General features: G+C 70.4%; 20 protein-coding genes. 6 read left to right on the top strand and 14 right to left on the bottom strand.

The window, feature by feature from the left end:
* Positions 1-56 precede the first annotated feature (56 nt).
* Complete coding sequence (locus I5731_RS09935) at positions 57-932, bottom strand: 4-(cytidine 5'-diphospho)-2-C-methyl-D-erythritol kinase (protein WP_197311233.1); 876 nt, start codon at positions 930-932, stop codon at positions 57-59.
* Positions 933-960: 28 nt separating this feature from the next.
* On the bottom strand, positions 961-2748 hold the full coding sequence (locus I5731_RS09930; RefSeq protein ID WP_197311232.1) for a tetratricopeptide repeat protein: 1788 nt from the start codon (positions 2746-2748) through the stop codon (positions 961-963).
* A 423-nt stretch (positions 2749-3171) separates the two neighbouring features.
* Between I5731_RS09930 and ppdK the strand changes: the two genes are divergently transcribed.
* Complete coding sequence (gene ppdK / locus I5731_RS09925) at positions 3172-5841, top strand: pyruvate, phosphate dikinase (protein WP_197311231.1); 2670 nt, start codon at positions 3172-3174, stop codon at positions 5839-5841.
* Between the two features lie 48 nt (positions 5842-5889).
* Here ppdK and ald read toward each other — a convergent pair whose 3' ends face one another.
* On the bottom strand, positions 5890-7008 hold the full coding sequence (gene ald / locus I5731_RS09920) for an alanine dehydrogenase (RefSeq protein WP_197311230.1): 1119 nt from the start codon (positions 7006-7008) through the stop codon (positions 5890-5892).
* Between the two features lie 196 nt (positions 7009-7204).
* On the opposite strand from ald, the gene I5731_RS09915 reads away from it, so the two are divergent.
* Positions 7205-7663 carry an Lrp/AsnC family transcriptional regulator gene (locus I5731_RS09915; protein WP_197311229.1) on the top strand — a complete coding sequence of 153 codons (459 nt, stop codon included), beginning with the start codon at positions 7205-7207 and terminating at the stop codon, positions 7661-7663.
* Between the two features lie 67 nt (positions 7664-7730).
* Here I5731_RS09915 and I5731_RS09910 read toward each other — a convergent pair whose 3' ends face one another.
* From I5731_RS09910 to I5731_RS09895, 4 genes are all read right to left on the bottom strand, one after another.
* Positions 7731-8108: a hypothetical protein gene (locus tag I5731_RS09910; RefSeq protein WP_197311228.1), complete on the bottom strand. Its 378-nt coding sequence runs from the start codon at positions 8106-8108 to the stop codon at positions 7731-7733.
* 324 nt (positions 8109-8432) lie between these two features.
* Positions 8433-9068, bottom strand: a complete 636-nt coding sequence (locus I5731_RS09905) for a histidine phosphatase family protein (RefSeq protein WP_197311227.1) — start codon at positions 9066-9068, stop codon at positions 8433-8435.
* Positions 9068-9886 carry an enoyl-ACP reductase FabI gene (fabI, locus tag I5731_RS09900; RefSeq protein ID WP_197311226.1) on the bottom strand — a complete coding sequence of 273 codons (819 nt, stop codon included), beginning with the start codon at positions 9884-9886 and terminating at the stop codon, positions 9068-9070. Before fabI ends, I5731_RS09905 begins: the two co-directional genes overlap by 1 nt.
* A 309-nt stretch (positions 9887-10195) precedes the next feature.
* The gene (locus I5731_RS09895) at positions 10196-11464 is read right to left on the bottom strand and encodes a cell wall hydrolase (RefSeq protein ID WP_197311225.1); all 1269 of its coding nucleotides are present in this window, start codon (positions 11462-11464) and stop codon (positions 10196-10198) included.
* Between the two features lie 306 nt (positions 11465-11770).
* Here I5731_RS09895 and acuI point away from each other — a divergent pair, with 306 nt between their 5' ends.
* A complete protein-coding gene (acuI, locus tag I5731_RS09890; protein ID WP_197311224.1) occupies positions 11771-12760 on the top strand; it encodes an acrylyl-CoA reductase (NADPH) in 990 nt (329 codons plus the stop codon).
* Positions 12761-12981: 221 nt separating this feature from the next.
* Here acuI and glyS read toward each other — a convergent pair whose 3' ends face one another.
* The gene (glyS, locus tag I5731_RS09885; protein WP_197311223.1) at positions 12982-15081 is read right to left on the bottom strand and encodes a glycine--tRNA ligase subunit beta; all 2100 of its coding nucleotides are present in this window, start codon (positions 15079-15081) and stop codon (positions 12982-12984) included.
* A 216-nt stretch (positions 15082-15297) separates the two neighbouring features.
* Here glyS and I5731_RS09880 point away from each other — a divergent pair, with 216 nt between their 5' ends.
* Positions 15298-15507 carry a hypothetical protein gene (locus I5731_RS09880; RefSeq protein WP_197311222.1) on the top strand — a complete coding sequence of 70 codons (210 nt, stop codon included), beginning with the start codon at positions 15298-15300 and terminating at the stop codon, positions 15505-15507.
* 73 nt (positions 15508-15580) lie between these two features.
* Here I5731_RS09880 and I5731_RS09875 read toward each other — a convergent pair whose 3' ends face one another.
* The 5 genes from I5731_RS09875 to I5731_RS09855 form a co-directional block, all read right to left on the bottom strand.
* On the bottom strand, positions 15581-16534 hold the full coding sequence (locus I5731_RS09875) for a glycine--tRNA ligase subunit alpha (RefSeq protein WP_197311221.1): 954 nt from the start codon (positions 16532-16534) through the stop codon (positions 15581-15583).
* Positions 16535-16683: 149 nt separating this feature from the next.
* The gene (locus I5731_RS09870) at positions 16684-16872 is read right to left on the bottom strand and encodes a hypothetical protein (RefSeq protein ID WP_197311220.1); all 189 of its coding nucleotides are present in this window, start codon (positions 16870-16872) and stop codon (positions 16684-16686) included.
* Positions 16873-17083: 211 nt separating this feature from the next.
* A complete protein-coding gene (locus I5731_RS09865) occupies positions 17084-17941 on the bottom strand; it encodes a S49 family peptidase (RefSeq protein ID WP_197311219.1) in 858 nt (285 codons plus the stop codon).
* Between the two features lie 140 nt (positions 17942-18081).
* Entirely contained in the window at positions 18082-18855 is a 774-nt protein-coding gene (locus tag I5731_RS09860; protein WP_197311218.1) for a tRNA1(Val) (adenine(37)-N6)-methyltransferase, read from the bottom strand.
* 13 nt (positions 18856-18868) lie between these two features.
* On the bottom strand, positions 18869-19102 hold the full coding sequence (locus tag I5731_RS09855; protein ID WP_197311217.1) for a putative signal transducing protein: 234 nt from the start codon (positions 19100-19102) through the stop codon (positions 18869-18871).
* A gap of 283 nt (positions 19103-19385) precedes the next feature.
* On the opposite strand from I5731_RS09855, the gene I5731_RS09850 reads away from it, so the two are divergent.
* Both I5731_RS09850 and I5731_RS09845 read left to right on the top strand, forming a co-directional pair.
* Positions 19386-20399, top strand: a complete 1014-nt coding sequence (locus tag I5731_RS09850; protein ID WP_197311216.1) for a polyprenyl synthetase family protein — start codon at positions 19386-19388, stop codon at positions 20397-20399.
* A gap of 110 nt (positions 20400-20509) precedes the next feature.
* Positions 20510-21139 carry an FkbM family methyltransferase gene (locus I5731_RS09845; protein WP_197311215.1) on the top strand — a complete coding sequence of 210 codons (630 nt, stop codon included), beginning with the start codon at positions 20510-20512 and terminating at the stop codon, positions 21137-21139.
* 150 nt (positions 21140-21289) lie between these two features.
* On the opposite strand, the gene I5731_RS09840 is transcribed toward I5731_RS09845, so the two are convergent.
* Positions 21290-21448: a DUF3309 family protein gene (locus I5731_RS09840; RefSeq protein ID WP_197311214.1), complete on the bottom strand. Its 159-nt coding sequence runs from the start codon at positions 21446-21448 to the stop codon at positions 21290-21292.
* Between the last annotated feature and the right edge of the window lie 116 nt (positions 21449-21564).

Raw genomic sequence — 21564 nt, 5'->3', positions numbered from 1 at the left:
CACCTAAATTCGCCGTTAGCCGAGAGCGGACGCAGTCGCCTGGAGAAACGCATGCATCATGCAAGCGGGCTCGCTGCGATCCACCAGCCCGGCTGCGTCGCGGCGAGCCGTTCGCCGGCGGCCGCTGCCGCCTCGGGGTCGCCGAACAGGGCAAAGCAGGTCGCCCCGGATCCCGACATCCGCACCACCCGGGCGCCGGGCAGCGCCTCCAGCGCGTCGAGCACACCGCCGATGCCGGGCTCCAGCCCGAGGGCGGCCGGCTGCAGGTCGTTGCGCATGCCGGTGAGGGTCGTGATGAGGCCCTCGACGCTGCCGAAATCGCAGTCCTCGTCGATCGGCGGGTTGGCATAGGTGCCGAGCCGGGCGAACACCGCGGCGGTCGAGACGCGCAGGCGCGGATTGACGAGCAGCAGCCCGGCCGGCGGCAGCGCGGGCAGGGGGCTGACCACCTCGCCGATGCCGCGGGCGCGCAGCGGCACGGAGGCGATGCACATCGGCACGTCCGCGCCGAGGCGGCGGGCGAGGTCGGTGATGCGCGGATCGGCGAGGTCGAGGTTCCAGAGCTCGGCGAACAGCCGGATCGCGGCGGCGGCATCGGCCGAGCCGCCGCCGATGCCGGCTTCGGTCGGCAGGTGCTTGTCGAGCGTGATCTCGATGCCCGGTCCATTGGCGACGTCGATGCCGGCGATCGCCGACAGCGACAGCGCGGCGCGGTAGACGAGATTGTCCTGCGGCGCGACCCGTTCGAGTTCGCGTGACGTCGGCCCGGAGACGATCAGGCTGATCCCGGCGCCCGCGCGGATCGCGACGCGGTCGACCACCGGCGGGAACACCACCAGCGTGTCGATCAGGTGATAGCCGTCGGCCCGCCGCCCCACCACGTGCAGGGCGAGGTTGACCTTGGCGCGCGCCGCTTCCGAGCGCGGATCCATTGTCGGATGTCTCCCTGCGGCGGCCGGGTCAGCCGCCGGACCGCGTCGTCTCGGCCTGGGCGTTGCCCGGACCTGCATCGGCCGGCAGGCCGGCCTCGAGCTTCTTCAGGATCTTCGGCAGCTCTTCCGGCTCGGGATTGCTGTCGCGCGCATGCGCCCACTGGAAGCGGGCCTCGATGCGGCGGCCGACCTTCCAGTAGGCGTCGCCGAGATGGTCGTTGATCGTCGCATCCGCCGGGCGCAGTTCCACGGCGCGCTCGAGCTGCTCGACGGCCTCCTCGTAGCGGCCGAGCTTGTAGAAGACCCAGCCGAGGCTGTCGACGATGTAGCCGTCGGCCGGTTCGAGCTCCACCGCGCGCTCGATCATGCCGAGCGCCTCGTCGAAGCGCTCGCCGCGGTCGACCATCGAATAGCCGAGATAGTTGAGGACCAGCGCCTGGTCCGGCTGCAGTTCCAGCGCCTTGCGGAAGTCCGCCTCGGCCTCGTTCCAGCGCTTGGTGCGCTCGAAGGCGATGCCACGGTAGTAGAACAGCTGCCAGTTCTCCGACGTCGGCTCCTCGATCGCGTCGATCGCGGTCGTGTAGACGTCGGCCGCCTCCTCGAAGCGCTTGCGCACGCGCAGCACGTTGCCGAGCGCGGTGGCCGCCTCGAGGTCGCTCGGGTCGGCTTCCAGCAGGCGCGACAGATGCGCCGCCGCCTCGTCGACCTCGTCGAGCGAGTTGTAGTCGAAGCCGATCTGGATCTCGGCGGTGCGCTTGAACGGCGAGGTCTCCGGCACGGCCGCAAGCACCTCGATCGACCGCCGGTGCTGGTCGGCGCGGCTCAGCAGTTCGGCCAGCGTCAGCCGCGCGACGTCGATCGCCGGATCGAGATAGAGCGCCATCTGCAGGTAGGCGGCGACGACCTCGGACTGGTCGTCCCGCGCCATCGCGTTGCCGAGGCCGGAGAGGATTTCCGCGGCGCCCGACTGCGGCCGCTCGATCAGCGGCGTCATCGCCGCGCCGGTCGCGACCGCGGCGTCGAGCTCGGTGAGCACCGGATGGCTCGGTGCGCGGGCCATGATCTCGCCGATCACGTCGCGGGCGGTGTCGCCCTGGCCGGCGCGAACCAGCGCGCGGACATAGGCTTCCGTCACCCGCACCGAGCCCCGGTCATAGGTCGCGGCCTGCGCCAGGCGCTTGACCGCCTCCTGCGAGCGGCCGGCGAAATCGGCGATCAGGCCGGCATGGTAGTTCTTGAACAGGGCGTACCACTCCGGCCCCTTCAGCGCATCGATGCGCTTCAGGCCGGCTTCCGGCCGGCCCATGCCCGCCTCGGCCCAGGCCGCGATGATCTCGGCGACGAGGCCGCTCAGCGGGTCGGCCTTGCCCTTCATCAGGTGGTCGATCGCCGGCTGCCATTCGTTGTCGGCGAAGTTCGAGATGCCGAGCGCGAAGTTCGAGAAGGAGTGCTCGGGATCGATCTCGGCCATGTCGCGCGCATAGGCCATCGCCGCTTCGACCTGCCCGTCGGCGAGGGCGAAGGTGAAGGCGCGCTCGAGCAGGAAGGGATCGGCCGGGTCGCGCGCCAGCGCCTGCGCATAGTAGCCGGCCGAGGCGGCGAGGTCCTTGGCGGCAATGGCGGAGCGGGCGGCGAGGAAATTGCCGCTCAGCGTCTCGCCCACCGGCATCGCGACCGCGTCGAGCGGCGTGGCGGCGAGGGCCGGGGCGGACATGCCGGCAACGACGCCGCCGATCGCGACCGAGACGAGGGCCGCCCGGCACAGGGCGGCGAGCGGGCCCGGCGCATGCGAACGGCGGCGGTGAACGATCGGCATCAGGTCCGTCTCCCAAACTTGGCGGGTCCGCTCCGGGCCACGCGCCGCGCCGGACACCATTCGCCCGTGCGTCGCGGCGACCCGGCTGCACAGGGGCAAGATATGGCGCCAAACACGCCGATATCGAGGCCGTCGGCGCCGTATCCCCAGCCGCCCGGCCGGATTCGGCCGAACATGGACGCATTCGCGCCCCGCTTCAAGCGCCGCACCATCCGCGCCGGCCCGCCCGCGGCAGGCGCAGGCAACAGCTTGGACCTCAAAGCCCTTGCACTGCACCATGCCGACGCGCCACAACCGTTGGCCAGCGGTCGGAGGGTGGCGGGCGGCGTCCGGTGCGGACGATCGCCGGCCCCGCGGGCGACGGGGAAGCCCGGTCCGACCGGTTCGGGAAGCCGGCGACAAGGCCGGCGCGGGAGGATGACGATGCCGCGATGGGTCTACGGCTTCGGGAACGGCTCGGCCGACGGCGACGCCGGCATGCAGGCGCTGCTCGGCGGCAAGGGCGCGAACCTTGCCGAGATGGACCGGCTCGGCCTGCCCGTGCCACCGGGGTTCACGATCACCACCGACGTCTGCCACTGGTACTATCGCAACGGCCGCTCCTATCCGCCGGGGCTGATCGGTCAGGTGCGCGACTCGCTCGCCCGGCTCGAGGCGGCGACGGGCCGCGGCTTCGGCGACCCGCTCCATCCGCTGCTCGTCTCGGTGCGCTCCGGCTCGCGCGCCTCGATGCCCGGCATGCTCGACACCGTGCTCAACCTGGGCCTCAGCGACGCCACGGTCGACGGCCTCGCCCGCGAGGCGGGCGACGAGCGCTTCGCCTGGGACAGCTATCGCCGCTTTATCCAGATGTACGCCGACGTCGTGCTCGGCGTCGACCACGACGCCTTCGAGGAGGAACTGGAGTCCTACAAGGACGAGGCCGGCTACCTGCTCGACACCGACCTGTCGGCCAGCGACCTCGCGACACTGGTCGACCGCTTCAAGGAGATCGTCGCCGAGGCGACCGACCGGCCGTTCCCGCAGGACCCCGGCGAGCAGCTCTGGGGCGCGATCGGCGCCGTGTTCGGCTCCTGGCTCAACCCGCGCGCCGTCACCTACCGCCGCCTGCACAACATCCCCGACGATTGGGGCACCGCCGTCAGCGTGCAGGCGATGGTGTTCGGCAACATGGGCACCACCTCGGCGACCGGCGTCGCCTTCACCCGCAATCCGTCCACCGGCGAGCGGGCGCTCTACGGCGAGTTCCTGATCAATGCCCAAGGCGAGGACGTTGTCTCCGGCTTGCGCACGCCGCAGTACCTCACCCGCTCCGGCGCCGCGGCGGCCGGCTCCGACGCGCCGTCGCTGGAACAGCTGATGCCGGAGCTCTTCGCCGAGTTCCGCGCCATCTGCGACCGGCTCGAGCGCCACTACCGCGACATGCAGGACGTCGAGTTCACCATCGAACGCGGCCGGCTGTTCATGCTGCAGACGCGCGGCGGCAAGCGCACGGCCGAGGCGGCGCTGCGCATCGCCGTCGAGATGGCCGACGAGGGGCTGATCCTGCCCGACGACGCCGTCGCCCGCATCGAGCCGGCGTCGCTCGACCAGCTGCTGCACCCGACCCTCGACGAGTGCGCCCCGCGCGACGTCATCGCCGCCGGCCTGCCGGCCTCGCCGGGCGCCGCCGCCGGCCGCATCGCCTTCACCGCCGAGGAGGCCGAGCGGCTGCGCTCGGAAGGCCACGACGTCATCCTCGCGCGCACCGAGACCAGCCCCGAGGACATCCACGGCATGCACGCCGCCGCGGGCGTGCTCACCACCCGCGGCGGCATGACCAGCCACGCCGCCGTTGTCGCCCGCGGCATGGGCAAGCCCTGCGTCGCCGGCGTCGGCTCGATCCGCATCGATCCGAAGGCCCGGACGCTGAAGGCATCGGGCCGCGTCTTCGGCGACGGCGACACCATCACCATCGACGGCACCACCGGCCAGGTGATGGCCGGCCTCGTGCCGATGCGCGAGCCGGAGCTGTCGGGGGCGTTTGCGACGCTGATGGGCTGGGCCGACGAGATCCGCCGCATGAAGGTGCGCGCCAATGCCGAGACGCCGTCGGAGGCGCGCGCCGCCCGGGCGTTCGGCGCCGACGGCATCGGCCTCTGCCGCACCGAGCACATGTTCTTCGACGACGGCCGCATCCTGCCGATGCGCGAGATGATCCTCGCCGAAACCGAGGAAGGCCGCCGCGCGGCGCTCGCCAAGCTCTTGCCGATGCAGCGGCGCGACTTCACCGAGCTGTTCGAGATCATGCACGGCCGGCCGGTGACGATCCGCCTGCTCGATCCGCCGTTCCACGAGTTCCTGCCGCAGGACCCGGCCGAGATCGACACCGTCGCCGCGACGCTCGGGCTCGAGCCCGAACGCCTCGCCGAGCGGCTGAAGGCGCTGAGCGAGTTCAACCCGATGCTCGGCCACCGCGGCTGCCGCCTGCTGATCTCCTATCCGGAGGTCGCGGAAATGCAGGCGCGCGCGATCTTCGAGGCCGCCCTGATCGCCGGACGGTCCACCGGCGCGCCGATCATCCCGGAAATCATGGTGCCGCTGGTCGCCGCCCGCGCCGAACTCGACTTCCTGAAAGCCCGCATCGACGCCGTCGCGGCCGCCGTGATGGCCGAAACCGGCCGCCGCTTCCGCTATCAGGTCGGCACGATGATCGAACTGCCGCGCGCCTGCCTGATGGCGCGCGAGATCGCCGAATCGGCCGAGTTCTTCTCCTTCGGCACCAACGACCTGACCCAGACCACCTTCGGCATCAGCCGCGACGACGCCGGCGGCTTCCTGCAGCACTATGGCCAGAAGGGCATCCTGAAGTTCGACCCCTTCGTCACCCTCGACCGCGGCGGCGTCGGCGAACTGGTCGAGACCGGTGTCGCGCGCGGCCGCATGGCGCGGCCCGACATCAAGCTCGGCATCTGCGGCGAGCACGGCGGCGACCCGGATTCGATCGACTTCTGCGAGGAGCTCGGCCTCGACTACGTCTCCTGCTCGCCCTTCCGCGTGCCCATCGCCCGCCTCTCCGCCGCGCAGGCGACGCTCAGGCGGCGGGCGAGGTAGCGGCGATAGGGGTGGCGACGGGGCGGCGCGCCGCCCCGATCGCGGATTTCAGGCCGCCAGCGCCCGCACCGGCGCGAGGAAGGTCTCGCCCAGCGCCTCGGCGACGGCGGCGTTGGTGATGCGGCCGGCGTGGACGTTGAGACCGTTCGCGAGATGCGGATCGTCGGCCAGCGCCTGCCGCCAGCCCTTGTCGGCGAGGGCCAGCACGAAGGGCAGGGTGGCGTTGTTCAGCGCCTGCGCCGAGGTGCGCGCGACACCGCCCGGCATGTTGGCGACGCAGTAGTGGATGATGCCGTCTACGACATAGGTCGGCTGCGAATGGGTCGTCGCGCGCGAGGTTTCGGCCGCGCCGCCCTGGTCGATGGCGACGTCGACGATCACCGAGCCGGGCTTCATCGCCGACACCATCGCCCGCGAGATCAGCTTCGGCGCCGCCGCGCCCGGCACCAGCACCGTCGAGATGACGAGGTCGGCGCGCGTGACGAGGTCGCCGACGATCTCGCGGTTGGCGTGGGCGGTCTTGACGCAGCTGCCGAAGGTCGCGACCTGGCGGCGCAGCACGTCGAGCGAGCGGTCGACCACGGTGACGTCGGCGCCGAGGCCGATCGCGATGTGGGCGGCGTTGGTGCCCGCGACGCCGCCGCCGAGGATCACCACCTGGGCCGGCAGCACGCCCGGCACGCCGCCGAGCAGCACACCCATGCCGCCGGACGCGTTCTCGAGGCAGTGCGCCCCCGCCTGCGGCGCCATGCGGCCGGCGACCTCCGACATCGGCGCGAGCAGCGGCAGCGCGCCCGCCGCGCTCGTCACGGTCTCGTAGGCGATGCAGGTGGCGCCCGACGCCAGCAACTCGCGCGCCTGCACCGGATCGGGCGCGAGATGCAGGTAGGTGAACAGGATCTGGCCGTCGCGCAGCCGCGCGCGCTCCGCCGCCTGCGGCTCCTTCACCTTGACGATCATGTCGGCGACGGCGAACACCTCGTCGGCGCCGGCGAGGATGCGCGCCCCGGCGGCGACATAGGCGGCGTCGGTCGCGCCGATGCCGCGCCCGGCGCCGGCCTCGACGAACAGCTCGTGCCCGTGCGCGACGAGCTCGGCGACGCTGGTCGGCACCAGGCCGACGCGGCCCTCGTGATCCTTGATTTCCTTCGGCACACCGATGCGCATGATGTCCTCCTCGCTCGCCGTGCCGGACCGCCGTCCTGTTGGACGTGTCTGCCGGAACGGCCCCCTGCCGCACTTTTTTTAAGGCGATCAGGATCACGCGGGATCGGCGCAATTTCCTGCCGATCCGAGCCGGCAGGGATCACGGAATTCGAATTTTATGCGATAAAGGGGCGGATTCTTCGCAGGAAGTTCGACGATGCAGCTCGATTCGCGTGACCGCGCCATCCTGAACGCCCTGCAGGAGGATGGCCGCATCTCCAACGCCGACCTCGCCGCCGGCGTCAACCTGTCGCCATCGGCGTGCCTGCGCCGCATGCGGCTGCTGGAAGAGAGCGGGCTGATCGCGAAGACCGTGGCGCTGCTCGACCCGCGCCTCGCCGGCGTGCCCGGCACGGCCTATGTCTCGGTCACCCTCGACAGCCAGGGCCGCAAGGCGCTCGACACCTTCGAACAGGCGATCCGCCACGTGCCGGAAATCACCGAGTGCTACCTTCTCGCCGGCCAGCACGACTACCTGCTGCGCATCGTCTACCACGACGCCCGCGACCTCGAGCGCATTCACACCGAGATCCTGACGCCGCTGCCGGGGGTCGTCCGCGTGCAATCGACCCTGACGCTGAGGACGGTGAAGCGGACGACGAAGCTGCCGGTCTAGCGGGCCGCGAGGAGGGCCGCGGTCCGCGCGCCAAGCCCCGACAACCGGAACCCGGCGCGCGGGCGACTCATTCGACGATGACCTCGAAGCGGTCGGACGACCAGCCCTTGCGCATGTCGCGGTCGTCGAGCTGGCGCGAATACTTGATCGCGAAACTGTCGGGGCCGCGATAGTCCTTGTTCGGCTTGTAGATGATGACGCGGGCGAGGATATCCTTGTTGAAGCAGGTCTTGCTCGGGTTGTCCTGCGTCAGCGGCAGCTTGGTGACGATGATCTCACCATGCTTCGGCTCCTCGGTCACGCGCACTTCGGCGAGCGCGCCGGCGGCGCACGTGCTCGGGTGCCACACCATCATCGAAATGGCGTGAAAGTCGTTGGCCTCGACCTTGATCGGCGCGTCGCCGCCATGCGTGGTCGCGCACGCGGAAACGAGCGAAGCCGCCACGAGAGCCGTGGCGATCCTGGTAAAATGCATATGGAACCCCCCGAAAGCACCTTTGGCTGGCGCGAGGACGGGAGGGGCGCCGGTCCCTGTCGAAAACTGACAGGGCTCTGGCATCTTCCGGCCGCTTCCAATCCGCGAAAACGGTGCGGGCCGACTATTTGCGAGCCGATGCGAAGCGGCAATCGATTTTCTACTTCTGATTGCTCGCGGGATCGGTGTGTCACCCGGACGCAACACTTCATCCTCGACGGCGAGGCCAGACGGTTTCCACCGGCGCTCGGCCTCCTTGTGCCGAACCCGCCACATGGAACCCGAACGCGAAGGTCACACCCAGCGCGCCGCTCCGTCTTCCCACACATAGAACCGGTCCTGCGGCACCGGATGGCCGACCATCTCCGCCGGGTCGGCGCGCTCGAGCAGGATGCGCAGGCCGCGGCTGATGCCGCCGTGGCCGACCATGACGGCGGGGCCGGGAAGGTCGGCGAGGGCTTCGGCGACGCGGTCGACGAGTTCGCCGTAGGTCTCGCCGCCGGGCGGGCGGAAGAAGAACGGGTCGCGGGCGCGGGCGGCGAGGCTGTCAGCCTCGGTCGCCTCGAGGTCGTCCATCGTGCGGCCTTCCCAGTCGCCGAACGAGAGCTCGACGAGCCGGTCGTCGCGGCGGAAGTCGTCCGGGTCGAGGCCGAGGCCGGCGCGCACGATCGCCATCGTCTCCGATGCGCGGCCGAGCGGCGAGGCGACGAAGACGAGGTCAGCGGCGGCGATCCCGGCGTCGGCGAGATGCGCCTTCAGCATGTCGCCGTTGCGCTTCGCCTGGCCGCGGCCGGTGTCGTTCAGCGGAATGTCGGTCCGGCCCTGCCAGCGCCGGCCGGCGTTCCAGTCGGTCTCGCCGTGGCGGATGAAGATCAACCGATGCGGAAACAGCGACAGGCCGAAGCGGCCGGCGGCGACGGGGGCGTCCATCAGTCCTTCACGACGCTGATGTCGGGGGCGTCGACCGCCTTCATGCCGACGACGTGGTAGCCGCTGTCGGCATGGTGCACTTCGCCGGTCACCGAGCGCGACAGGTCGGAGCAGAAGTAAAGCCCGACGTCGCCGACCTCGTCGGTGGTGACGGTGCGGCGCAGCGGCGCGTTGTACTCGTTCCACTTCAGGATATAGCGGAAGTCGCCGATGCCCGACGCCGCCAGCGTCTTGATCGGGCCGGCCGAGATCGCGTTGACGCGGATCTTGCTCGGCCCGAGGTCGACCGCGAGGTAGCGCACGCTCGCCTCGAGCGCGGCCTTGGCGACGCCCATGACGTTGTAGTGCGGCATCACCTTCTCGGCGCCGTAGTAGGTGAGGGTGACGATCGAGCCGCCGTTCGGCATCAGCTTCTCCGCCCGCTGCGCGACCGCGGTCAGCGAATAGCAGGAGATCAGCATCGTCTTGGAGAAGTTCTCGGCGCTGGTGTCGACGTAGCGGCCGGTGAGCTCGTCCTTGTCGGAAAAGGCGATAGCGTGGACGAGGAAATCGATCGTCCCCCACTCCTGTTCGACCTTGGCAAAGCAGGCGTCGACCGACTCGGTGTCGGTGACGTCGCAATGGCCGACCACGAGGCCGCCGATTTCGGCCGCCAGCGGCTCGACGCGTTTGCGCAGGGCGTCGCCCTGATAGGTCAGGCCCACCAGGCCGCCCTGGCCGTGGATCGCCTTGGCGATGCCCCAGGCGATCGACCGGTTGTTCGCGACGCCCAGGACGAGCCCGCGCTTGCCTGCCATCAATCCCTGCGTTTCAGCCATCGTCGTCTCCATGTCGTCTCGGCGCCGTCACGCCGGGTGGCGAACCAACCCGGCCGATCCGAGCACCGCCTTCATCGCAGCACCGCCATATGGGTGCGGCACGGCGAAGCACGCCTGCTGCGGCGCGCTCACTGTTAGCTGGTTCGTGCGGCGAGGAAAACCGGTCCGGGTGCCCGGCGGTGCGCTGCGGCTTCACGTTTCATTTCAGCGTGAAACAGCCACGGCCCCGCGCACGGCCGGCCGGACCGACGGGGCGGAGGCCGCGGAACACCGCGGCGGCGGCGCCGCAGCTCGCCGGCGCAGCCCGGATCAGCTCCAGCCGCCGTTGATCGTCTGATAGAAGATGTGCTTGCCGATCTTCGCCTGGCGGTGGAACACGCCGGCCCAGTTCGGGCGCACGTAGGTCGCGTGATAGTGGGTGGCGGTGCCGATGTCGGCGAGCCATATCCGGCCGTGCGCGACGTCGTCGGCGACCTTTTCCGCCTTGCGCCAGGCGCTGCGCGACCAGACGATGTCGGCGATGCCGTCGCAGGCGAACGAGAACTGGCAGCGGTTGCGCACCGTCTTGTTCTGGTAGACGACGCCGCACACCGTTTCGGGGTAGGCGGGGTTCTTCACCCGGTTGAGCACCACCTGCGCCACGGCGACCTGGCCGCGCTCGGGTTCGCCGCGGGCTTCGAAATAGATCGCATCGGTGAGGCAGCGCTGCTCGGCGGTGGAGAGGATCGACGACGGCAGCGGGTTCTTCGCCCACCAGTGCTCGCCCGGGCGCACCGTGAGTTCCGGCACCGCCGGCTTGCCGCGCGGCGCGGCGAACAGGGCGTCGAAGGCGTCCTGCGCGATGATCGAGCTATCGGGCGCATAGGCGGCGACCATCGCCTCCGCCGCGGCGCCGGCTTCCACCGACAGGGCGCGCACCGGATAGCTCGCCGCGACCAGCATCGTCGCGTCCTTGCGCGCGACGGGGAGCGGCGGCAGCGGCTCGAGTTCGGCGACGTCGACGGGCGCCGCCTGGCGCGGCGCGATGAAGCGGCCGACGGCGAGCACCGACAGCGGCCGCTCGGAGCCGGCAAAGGCGGTCTGCAGGCGCGGGTCGAGCACCGGCACCTCGAAACGGGAATGCTCGTCGTAGATTGAGCCGGCCGAGAACCCCTGCGGCGTCGCCGGCGTGGTGATCGACATCGGCAGGTCGCCCTTCAGCGTCCGGTCGAGCCGCTCCTCGTCGGGCAGCACCTCGATCTCCTGGCCGAGCCCGCGCGCCTTGCGGCCGATCGAGCCGGTGACGATCGGGTCGATCTCGTCGATGACGACGCTGACGCCCTCGGTGTCGCGCGCGATGGTGGCGACCGCGCCGCGCGCTTCGCCCATCATGCCCGAGGCGACATGCAGCGAGCTGCCGGCGGTTCCGGTGATCGCCATCGTCCAGCGCGTCGACGGGTCGATCTCGCGCAGCAGCAGGCTCGCCGCATCCTGGTGGGCGATGATGGAGGGCATCAGCACCGCGGCGCTGAGACCAAGGAGGCCGACGGCCCCGAACCGGCGCAGCCGCCGGCCGACGAGGGAACTCCGGATACGCATCACTGAGGGACTCCAGCCTCTCCCGTCGCCGGCGGCAATGCCGCCCTGCCGACCGCGCGGGAAGGTCCCTCGAACTTGAATGGTTAACCTTGAAATCCGGTTAAGCGGCGACGGGTGCGATGCAAGATGACCCGGCCGATCACGCGGTGGTGATCGGGGGAGGGGCGGCGCGCCGGGGCCCTCCGCCGAAAGGCGACCCGCCGAGGGCTTCTCGCCCCGGCCGCATCGGCTATGGTGCCGCGACCCTCGGCGCGCGCGGCAAGGCCGTGCCGTCCGCCGGGCGACAGCCAACGGGAGGATCCTCCGATGCAGCGCTTCAAGGCCGTTCTCGTCGAACGCGGCGCCGACAAGAAGCAGTCGGTCTCCGTCGTCGACCTCGACGAATCGCAGCTGATGGAGGGCGACGTCACCGTGCGCGTCACCCACACCACGGTGAACTACAAGGACGGCCTCGCGATCACCGGCAAGCTGCCGGTGGTGCGGCGCTGGCCGATGGTGCCGGGCATCGATTTCGCCGGCGAGGTGGTGTCGTCGAGCGATCCGGTGTTCAAGCCCGGCGACCGCGTCGTCTTGAACGGCTGGGGCGTCGGCGAGGTGCACTACGGCGCCTATGCCGGGCTCGCCCGCGTCAAGGGCGACTGGCTGATCCACGCCCCCGACGGGCTCACTCCGGCCGAGACGATGGCGATCGGCACCGCCGGCTACACCGCGATGCTGTGCCTGCTGGCGCTGGAGGCGCACGGCGTGACCCCGGCGGCCGGGCCGGCGATCGTCACCGGCGCGTCCGGCGGCGTCGGCTCGGTGGCGGTGTCGCTGCTCTCGGGCCAGGGCTGGCAGGTCACCGCCGTCACCGGCCGCGCCGAGGAGGCGGAGTACCTGAAGTCGCTCGGCGCGGCGGAGGTGCTGGACCGCGCCGAGCTCTCCGGCGCGCCGAAGCTGCTCGGGTCCGAGCGCTGGGCGGCCGGCATCGATTCCGTCGGCGGCACCACGCTCGCCAACGTGCTGTCGATGACGATGGCCGAGGGCGCCGTCGCCGCCTGCGGCAACGCCGGCGGCATGGACCTGCCGACCAGCGTCGCCCCCTTCATCCTGCGCGGCGTGTCGCTGCTCGGCATCAACTCGGTGACCGTGCCGCGCGAAAGACGCGTCGAAGCCTGGACCCGCCTCGCCCGCGACCTCGACCGGTCGAAGCTCAACGCCATGACCACGACGATCGGGTTTGACGACCTGATCCCGACGGCGCAGGCGATCGTCGAGGGCAAGGTGCGCGGACGGGTGGTGGCGGAGATCGGGTGAGGGGGTCTTGGTGGGGGGGTGTGCCGAGTGGCTTCCCCCCTCCCTGTCCCTCCCCCGCTTCGCAGGAGAGGGGACGCAGGAGGTTAGGCCGCCCGTTGAACCGGGTTTTCGGTTCGGCGCGGTCTTCGTTTTGCAAACGCCCCATCGCCCATCGTCCCCTCTCCTGCGAAGCGGGGGAGGGACAGGGAGGGGGGAGGCCCCACGACGGGCCTCACCCCACCTCACCCCGAGATCCGCGAAAAATCCGCGACGAGGTGACACGCGGCCCGAATCCCAGCCAGCATCGCCAGCCGGTTGCGGCGGATCGCCGGATCCTCGGCGTTGACCAGCACCGCCGCGAAGAAGGCGTCGATCGCCGGGCGCAGGTCGGCCAGCGCCCGCATGGCGCCGGCGAAATCCTCGGCCGCGAGCTGCGCCTCGGCCCGGCCGGTCGCGTCACCCAGCACGTCGACCAGTCGCCGTTCCTCCGGCAGCCCGGCCGTCTCCAGCAGCGCGTGGTCGATGGCGAGCGCGTCGTAGCTGACGCCGTCCTTCTTCTCCTCGGCCTTCAGGATGTTCGCCGCGCGGCGATAGCCGGCGAGCAGCGACGCGCCGTCCTCGGTCGCGAGCAGCGCGCCGAGCGCCTCGACCCGGCGCACGACGAGGACGAGGTCGTCGGTCGCGGGGGCGCTGCGCCCTGCGGCCTGCTCCGCCAGCACCGCATCGACGAGGTCGTGCCGCGCCCCCTGTTCGCGAAGCTGGACCTTGAGACGGTCGTGGAAGAAGGCGAGAAGGTCGGCGGCCATGGCGTTGGTGAAACCGGCGCGCCGCAGGAACAGCGAGATGAGCCCCACCCGCAGGCCGTTCTCCAGCACGATCCGGATCACGCCCAGCGCCGCGCGGCGGAGCGCATAGGGGTCCTTGCTGCCCGTCGGCTTCTCGTCGATCGCCCAGAAGCCGGTCAGCGTGTCGAGCTTGTCGGCGAGCGCCACCGCGATCGAGACCGGGGCGGTGGGGGTGCGGTCGCCGGGGCCTTGCGGCTTGTAGTGCTCCTCGATCGCGGCGGCGACGGCGGGGTCCTCGCCCTGCGCCGCGGCGTAGTAGCGGCCCATCAGGCCCTGCAGTTCGGGGAACTCGCCGACCATGCCGGTGACGAGGTCGGCCTTCGCGAGGTTGGCCGCGCGTTCGGCGAGGTCCGGGTCGGCGCCCACCAGCGGGGCGATCTCGCGGGAAAGCGCCGCGATGCGGGCGACGCGCTGCGCCTGGGTGCCGAGCTTCTCGTGGAAGGTGATCTTTTCGAGCTTCGGCAGGCGCGATTCGAGGCTGGCGGCGAGATCCTGCTCATAGAAGAACTTCGCGTCCGACAGCCGGGCGCGGATGACGCGCTCGTTGCCGGCGACGATCACCTGGCCGCCGTCGCGCGCCGCGATGTTCGCCGTCAGCAGGAAGCGATTGGCGAGCCCGCCGGTCGACGGATCGCGCAGCACGAAGCACTTCTGGTTGGCGCGGATCGTCGCGCGGATCACCTCGGGCGGGATCGCGAGGAAGGCCTCGTCGAACGACCCCATCAGCACCACCGGCCACTCGACGAGGCCGGCGACCTCGGCGAGCAGGCCGTCGTCCTCGACGAGCTCGAGGCCGCTCGCAAAGGCGAGGTCGCGGGCGTCGTGCAGGATGATGTCGCGGCGGCGGGCGGGATCGAGCACCACCTTCGCCTTGTCGAGGCCGGTGACGTAGTCCTCGAAGCGCTTCACACGAAAGCTCGCGGGGCTGAGGAAGCGGTGGCCGGCCGTGGTGTCGCCGGAGCGGATGCCCTCGACCTCGAAGTCGACAATTTCCGGTTCTTCGGTCTCGGGGCCGAAGGTGCAGAGGATCGTGTGCAGCGGCCGCACCCAGCGCAAGCTTCCGGCGCCCCATCGCATCGACTTCGGCCAGGGAAAGCCGCGCACCACGGAGGGCACCAGCTCGGCAATGATCGCCTCGGCCGGGCGGCCGGGCTTCTTGATGTCGGCGACGTAGAAGTCGCCCTTCTTCGGGTCGGAGACGATGCGCGCCTCGGCGATCGAGCCGAGCCCCGCGCCCTTCAGGAACCCCTCCAGCGCCTTCTCCGGCGAGCCGACGCGCGGCCCCTTGCGCTCCTCGGCGAGGTCCGGCGAGCGGGCGGTGAGACCGTGCACGGTGAGCGCCAGGCGGCGCGGCGTGGCGAACGCCTTGGCGCCCTCGTAGGTGAGGCCGGCCTCGACGAGGCCGCCGGTGACGAGCGCCTTCAGATCCTCGGCGGCCTTCGCCTGCATCCGGGCGGGAATCTCTTCGGAGAAGAGTTCGAGGAGGAGATCTGGCATGGGGACGGTCCCGAAACGCTGGCCGAACGAAGACATGCGGCGCGCCGCCGCATTTTGCGACGGTGTTAGTCGCTTCGGTGGCCGCTGTCATCCGCGTTGAAAATTATTGCGCCATCCTCGGAACAACGTCGCCCGATCGCGGTTTGACGTGCGCATGCCCCAGAACGCGAAAATGTCGCAGCAGACGACGCACGCGGCGGGCCAGGGAGAAATGCCATGCAATCGATCCAGCCGAGCGGCCGCACCGGAGCCAAGCGCTCCACGTGGCCCTACGCCACCATCGAGGCCACCTGCGGCAGCCGCGAAGCCCTCGTCGCCACCATCGCCCGCCGCTACGGCATCCCCGAAGAGCAGGCGATGCACTGGGTGGAAGACTGGGCGGAAGCGCTCCGCGCGAACCGCGGCCGGACCGCCGACGCGGCGTAAGCCGCTTCAACTTCGAGATGCGCAACTGGGCAATCGGCGTGTCGCCATGGGCGACGCGCTTTTCAGCGTTATATCACGCCGCCCCGCCCGCCTCCGTGCGCACCCAGGCTTCGCCGCAGGCTTTCGCGAGTTCGCGGACGCGCAGGATGTAGCTCTGGCGTTCGGTGACGGAGATAACGCCGCGGGCGTCGAGCAGGTTGAAGCGGTGGCTCGCCTTGATGCACTGGTCGTAGGCCGGCAGCACGCACTTGTGACGCGCATCCTCGCCCGCCGCGGCCGCGCCTTGCGCGAGCAGGGACCGGCATTCCTTTTCCGCGTCCTCGAAATGCCGCTTCAGCATGTCGGTATCGGCGTACTCGAAATTGTGCCGCGAGTACTCTTCCTCGGCCTGGTGGAAGACGTCGCCGTAGGTGACCTTGTCGTCGCCGTCGAGGCCGTTGAAGTTGAGCTCGTAGCCGTTGTCGACGCCCTGCAGGTACATCGCGAGGCGCTCGAGGCCGTAGGTGAGCTCGCCCGAGACGGGGCTGCATTCCTGGCCGGCGACCTGCTGGAAATAGGTGAACTGCGACACTTCCATGCCGTCGCACCAGCACTCCCAGCCGAGACCCCAGGCACCCAGCGTCGGGCTCTCCCAGTCGTCCTCGACGAAGCGGATGTCGTGCAGCGTCGGGTCGATGCCGATCGCGGTCAGGCTGTCGAGGTAGAGCTGCTGCAGGTTGGCGGGGGAGGGCTTCAGGATGACCTGGAACTGGTAGTAGTGCTGGAACCGGTTCGGGTTTTCCCCATAGCGGCCGTCGGTCGGCCGGCGCGAAGGCTGCACATAGGCGGCGTTCCAGCGCTTCGGCCCGAGCGAGCGCAGCGTCGTCGCGGGGTGGAACGTGCCGGCGCCGACTTCCATGTCGTAGGGCTGCAGCACGACGCAGCCATGCCCGGCCCAGAAGCGCTGCAGCGTCAGGAGCAGGCCCTGGAACGAGCGGCGCGGGTCGAGCGGGTCGGAGACATCCGGCGTGGCGGAAAGGCTGGTCATGATGAGGTCCGCGAGCAAGGTCCGCGCAACCATGCGCGGAGCGGCGCGAACCTAGGCGGCAGGGCGGCGAGGGTCAAGGCGAGACGGCCGCGGTGTCGCGGACAACTGCACGGTGTCGCCAATCGGGCCACAGGGCCGGCGGCCGCGCCTCAGCGGCGCGGGCGGTAGACGCCGGTCTCGGGATCGCGCTCGAGGCGAACCGCATCGGCGCGGCGCACCGGGATCGGCACAGGCTTCGCCGACATTTCCTGGCTGACACGCTCCATCTCGCGGCCGATGAAACGGATGGCGACGTAGAGAGCGGCACCGGCGGCGGCGAGCAGAACCAACTGAGGCATCGAAAACCCCTTTTTGCGCAAGTCCCTCTCGGGACGCGGCCGGCGGCACCCCGCGCCACCGACCTGACTGATATGGGTCGGCCAGCCCGCACCGACAATCAAATAGACAACCGCATGTGATCACGAATGTTTCACATCCGGCAAGCGGCAGATCGCCGCCGCGATGGAAAAACCCGCCATCGGACGTCTTGTTCCGCCCGGCAGCGGCCGATCAGAGCCCGTAGCGGGCGTAGAGCGCCCGTTCCTCGAGGATCGCGGCGATCTCCGCGGCCGATACGAGGCCGGTCGGCAGGGTGAGGCTGGCGGCGGCGCCGAGGCGCCGGCGCAGGAAGCCGCGCGGCTGACCGAAGATCTTCGGCGTCACCTCCGGGCCGAAGCGGCGGCGGAGGTCCGAGTGCATGTCGCCGAGGCGATCGACGAGGCCGAGCGCCCGGCCGGTCTCGCCCGTCCAGAACAGGCCCGAGAACAGCTCCTCGCTCTCCGAGAGCAGCGCGCCGCGCCGCTCGCGGACGAGGTCGACGAAGCCGGTGTGCACCTCGCGCTGCAGGCTTTTCAAGTGCTCGACGTCCTCCGGGTTCTCCGGCTGGAACGGATCGAGCACCGCCTTGCGGCTGCCGGCGGTATAGACGCGGCGCTCGACGCCGAAGCGCTCGATCGCCCGGTCGAAGCCGAAGCCGGCCGAGACAACGCCGATCGAGCCGACGATGGAGGCGGGATCGGCGATGATCTCGTCGCCGGCGCAGGCGATCATGTAGCCGCCCGAGGCGGCGACGTCCTCGACATAGACCAGCACCGGCTTCTCGTTTTCCTCGGCGAGCTGGCGGATGCGCTTGAAGATCAGCCGCGACTGCACCGGCGAGCCGCCCGGCGAGTTGACGATCAAAGCCACCGCGGGCGCCTTCTTCACCGCGAACGCCCGCTTCAGCGGTTCGGCCACGCCCTCGAAGGTTAGGCCCGGCCGGAGCGGCGACGAGATGCCGATCGCCCCGGCCAGCTTGACAACGGGCACGGTGACGCCGGAGGGGCGAAAGCGCTTCGGCAGCAGGTTGGCGAGATCGGACAGGGGCAAGGGGGCGTCTCCGGTGCGGGATCTGGGGTGCGGGATCTGGCCAACGGATATGGGGCGTCGTGCGGCGCTGGAAAAGGCGCACGGGTGCGCATCACGGGCCGCGCGGGGCGTTGCCGCTGGCGACCGCCGGCGCAGAATGGTCAGCAGCGCCAGAGCGCGGGCAGCGGGGCGCCGGCGAGCACCGCCGCGGCGGCCGGCGTGAAGCCGCCGTCCGGCTCGTGCAGCACGAAGCCGGGCAGCAGCGCCAATGGGGCACGGCTGCCGATCCGCCCGCGCAGGATGACCCGTCCGGCCGGCTCGAAGGCGTGCGGAAACAGCGGCAGCACGTCGATGCCGCCGAAGCGGCGATCGAGGGCCGCGAGCACGTCGCCGAGGCCGTCGGCGCGCCAGATCATCGTCAGCGTGCCGCGCGCGCCGAGCAGCCCGGCGGCAACCCGCACCCAGCGCTCCAGCGTTTCGGGGCCTGCGACATGCGCCTCGGCGCGAGCCGGATCGGGCGAGGCGCGGCCGCGGCCGGCGGCGTGGAACGGCGGGTTCATCAGCACGTGGTCGAAGGCGGCGGGCGTGAGCCCCGCCGCTTCGCGCACCGCGGCCGGCGCCTCGATGTCGACGGCGGCGATCGAAAAGCGGTCGCCGAGCGCCGGCGCATTGGCGGCGATGTTGCGGGCGAGCAGCTCCAGCGTTGCCGGCGCCCGTTCCGCGAAGGTGACGGTGACGTCGCCGAGGCGGGCGGCGACGCAGAAGCCGACGGCGCCGACGCCGGCGCCGAGGTCGGCGACGCGCCCGCGGCTTCCCTCCGGCAGCGCCGCGGCCAGCATGACCGCGTCGAGCCCGGCGCGGTGGCCGCGGTCCGCCGGCTGCGCGAGTTGCAGCCGGCCGCCGAGAAAGCCGTCGATCGTGGTCGGGTCGGTCATCGCCGCCGCCGGTTCAGCGCTTCGGCCGGTCGCGGAGCTCGGCGCCGAGCCCGGCGTCGGTGAGCAGCCGGCGGGCCGCCTCGGCCTCGTCGCTGTCGACCAGCAGCCGGCGCGGCAGGATGCCGATCGAGCCGTCGATGGCGCTCGCCGCCTCGTCCGCGACGATGTGGAGGATGTCGGCGTCGGTCAGCAACGCCTTGGCGAAGGACATCGCGACGAGATCGTTGGTGCGCATCAGCTCTTCCATGCGGGTCCTTCATCGCAAAGGTGGAGGGCCTCGCGGATCGAGGCGACTCGCGGAGCGTCGTCCGATCATGTTAGAGCCATGGTAACGGATCGTCGCGCTGCGTTCATCCCGGCGCGGTTTGGCTTGCCGACAGCGCGGCCGCGCCTAGTTTCCCAACGGGGCGTGCGGCCGTCGCCGGGGAACGGATCGCCCGGGAGCGGGTTGCGACGACGGGTGGTTTCGCGGCAGGGATCCGCGGGTCGGACAGGACGTCGCCGTGCGGCGACAAGGCGGAGAGCAGAGCGTGGCCATCGTGGCATCCCTCGAGAAGACGAAGCCCGAACCGGGGATTTCACTGCTGATGTCGCTGGTCGATGACGACATGGCGCGCGTCAACCAGCTGATCCTCGACATGGCCGGCGCCAACGCCGAGATGATTCCCGAGATCGCCCGTCACCTGATCGATTCCGGCGGCAAGCGGCTGCGGCCGATGCTGACGCTCGCGAGCGCCGGCCTGTTCGGCTACGCCGGCGAGGGCCACGTCAAGCTCGCCGCCTCGGTCGAGTTCATGCACACGGCGACCTTGCTGCACGACGACGTCGTCGACGAGAGCGAGATGCGGCGCGGCAAGCTGTCGGCGCGCATGCTGTGGGGCAACCAGGCGAGCGTGCTCGTCGGCGACTATCTGCTCGGCCAGGCCTTCCGCAAGATGGTCGAGGTCGGCTCGCTCGACGCCCTCTCCGTGCTCTCCACCGCCGCCTCGGTGATTGCCGAGGGCGAGGTGATGCAGCTCGCCGCCGCCAAGGATCTCGCCACCGACGAGGCGCGCTATCTGCGTGTCATCGACGCGAAGACGGCCGCGCTATTCGCCGCCGCCTGCGAGGTCGGCCCGATCATCGCGGAAGCGGGCGACGAGGCGCGCCGCGCGATGGCGCGCTACGGCACCAGCCTCGGCCTCGCCTTCCAGCTCGTCGACGACGCCCTCGACTACGGTGGTTCGTCCCAGGCGCTGGGCAAGCGCGTCGGCGACGATTTCCGCGAAGGCAAGATCACGCTGCCGGTGGTGCTCGCCTATCGCGCCGGCAGCGAACTCGAACGCGGCTTCTGGCAGCGCACCATCGAGAAGGCGACGATCGCCGACGGCGACCTCGAGCGCGCGGTGGAACTGCTGCATCGCCACGGCGCCCTCGCCGAGACGGCGGCCCGCGCCCGCCACTACGGCGAGGCTGCGGTCGCCGCCCTCGACGAGTTGCCCGACGGCGATCACCGTCAGGCGCTGATCGAAGTGGTGGAATTCTGCGTGTCCCGGGTGCATTGACCGCCGCGAATCCTGTCCCCGTAGTTGTGCTGATGGGACCTTGAACGTTCGACTTGCCGCGGAAAGCGATGTAAAGTCGTCTGGAGTTCCCGGAGCGCAGGGGGCCAGACGTGCAAGCACCGGAAGCCCTCAAGAAAAGAGGCTTCGAAGCCTCGATCATCTTCGATGTCGGCGCCAACGTCGGCGGCACCGTGGCGGCCGAGCGGGAATGCTTCCCCGACGCTGCAATCTTCGCCTTTGAACCGGTATCCGCGACCTTCCTCACCCTGAAGAACCGGCATGGCGACGACCGGCACACCTACCTGTTCCAGGAGGCGCTGAGCGACCACTGCGGCAACTCGGTGATGCGGGCGGTGCCCGGCGGGCTGGTCAATCGCTTCATGAGCCGGGCCTTGCCCGGGATTCCGACGGAAGACGTCATCGTCGAGACCGGCGATCGCTTCTGCCGCGATCACGACATCAAGCATATCGATTTCCTGAAGATCGATACCGAAGGATCCGACCTCAAGGTCCTGCACGGGTTCGACGAGTTGATCTCGTCGAAGAAGATCAAGTTCATCCAGGTCGAGTGCGGCATTCACCCCGACAACGGACTGCACGTCTCGTTCGAGCGCTTCAACGCCGCGCTCGGCGCCAAAGGCTATTGCCTCTACAATTTCTTCGACGTCCGCCGGCATCCGAAGCAGCGCGGGGCGCTGCGCGGCATCTGGTTCTGCAACGCGCTGTTCGTCGCCCAGTAGGTCGTCAACGTCCAGGCCGACACTTGCCCCGAAGCTGCGCCGACGTAGAAATGGCCAGCCCGCGGCCCCGGAAGACGGGGCAGCAGGCTGACCATTTTGCGTTCGCCGAAACATCATCGAACCCGCACCGAATGCGCGGGCGTCGCTGGTTCAGATCCGGCCCATCAACAACAGGATCAGCAGGATCACCACCACGACACCGAGCAGGCCCGAGGGACCGTAGCCCCACGAGCGCGAGTGCGGCCACGACGGAATCGCACCGACGAGCAGCAGGATGAGGATGATGAGCAGAATGGTACCGACCGACATGTGGGCTCTCCCGTCCGTTTGAAGCCAGCGCCGCGAGGCGGCGGGCGCCGTCCCTCCGCAGCCTCAACGCGGCGGCGGGGCGCCCGTTCCATGCTGCGGGCGGCAAAGGGAGATTT

The sequence above is a fragment of the Methylobrevis albus genome, assembly GCF_015904235.1.
Lineage (GTDB): Bacteria > Pseudomonadota > Alphaproteobacteria > Rhizobiales > Pleomorphomonadaceae > Methylobrevis_A > Methylobrevis_A albus.
This window is presented reverse-complemented; position numbering and strand designations above follow the sequence as displayed.